Raw genomic sequence first — 426 nt, 5'->3', positions numbered from 1 at the left:
CAACTTCAAGTTCCCATTTAAATTTGTCAAATACCCAATCTGCAAGGCTTCCTCTATAGCCACCATCCGCAAGGATTTTGGCAAGACGAGGAAATTTGTAGGATAGCCTCTCAATGACTTTCGGAGCACCCTTGCTGTCATGAACATTGGCTTCATGCACGGCTACAGACATCAGATAACCTTGGCTGTCAACGATTATATGCTGTTTTCTGCCCTTAATCTTCTTGTTGCCGTCAAGTCCTCGAACAGAATCTACATGATGTGAAGTCTTGACACTTCGTGAGTCTATAATGCCCATGCCGGGGCTTTCGTTGCGACCGGACCGGATGCGTACCATAGAGCGAAGTTTATCAAGGAGCTCCTCAATGATGCCCTCGTTTTTCCACTTGTTGAAATAGTAGTATACGCTCTCCCACGGAGCAAAAT

The 426-nt window shown here is 45.8% G+C and carries 1 protein-coding gene; it reads right to left on the bottom strand.

Annotation, left to right across the window (positions count from 1 at the left end; genetic code table 11):
• A partial coding sequence (locus tag M1B78_RS18580; RefSeq protein ID WP_257941509.1) for a transposase occupies nucleotides 1-426 on the bottom strand: 426 nt, incomplete at both ends.

It is taken from the genome of Bacteroides muris (ex Fokt et al. 2023), assembly GCF_024704895.1.
Taxonomy (GTDB): Bacteria; Bacteroidota; Bacteroidia; order Bacteroidales; family Bacteroidaceae; genus Bacteroides; species Bacteroides muris.
This window is presented reverse-complemented; position numbering and strand designations above follow the sequence as displayed.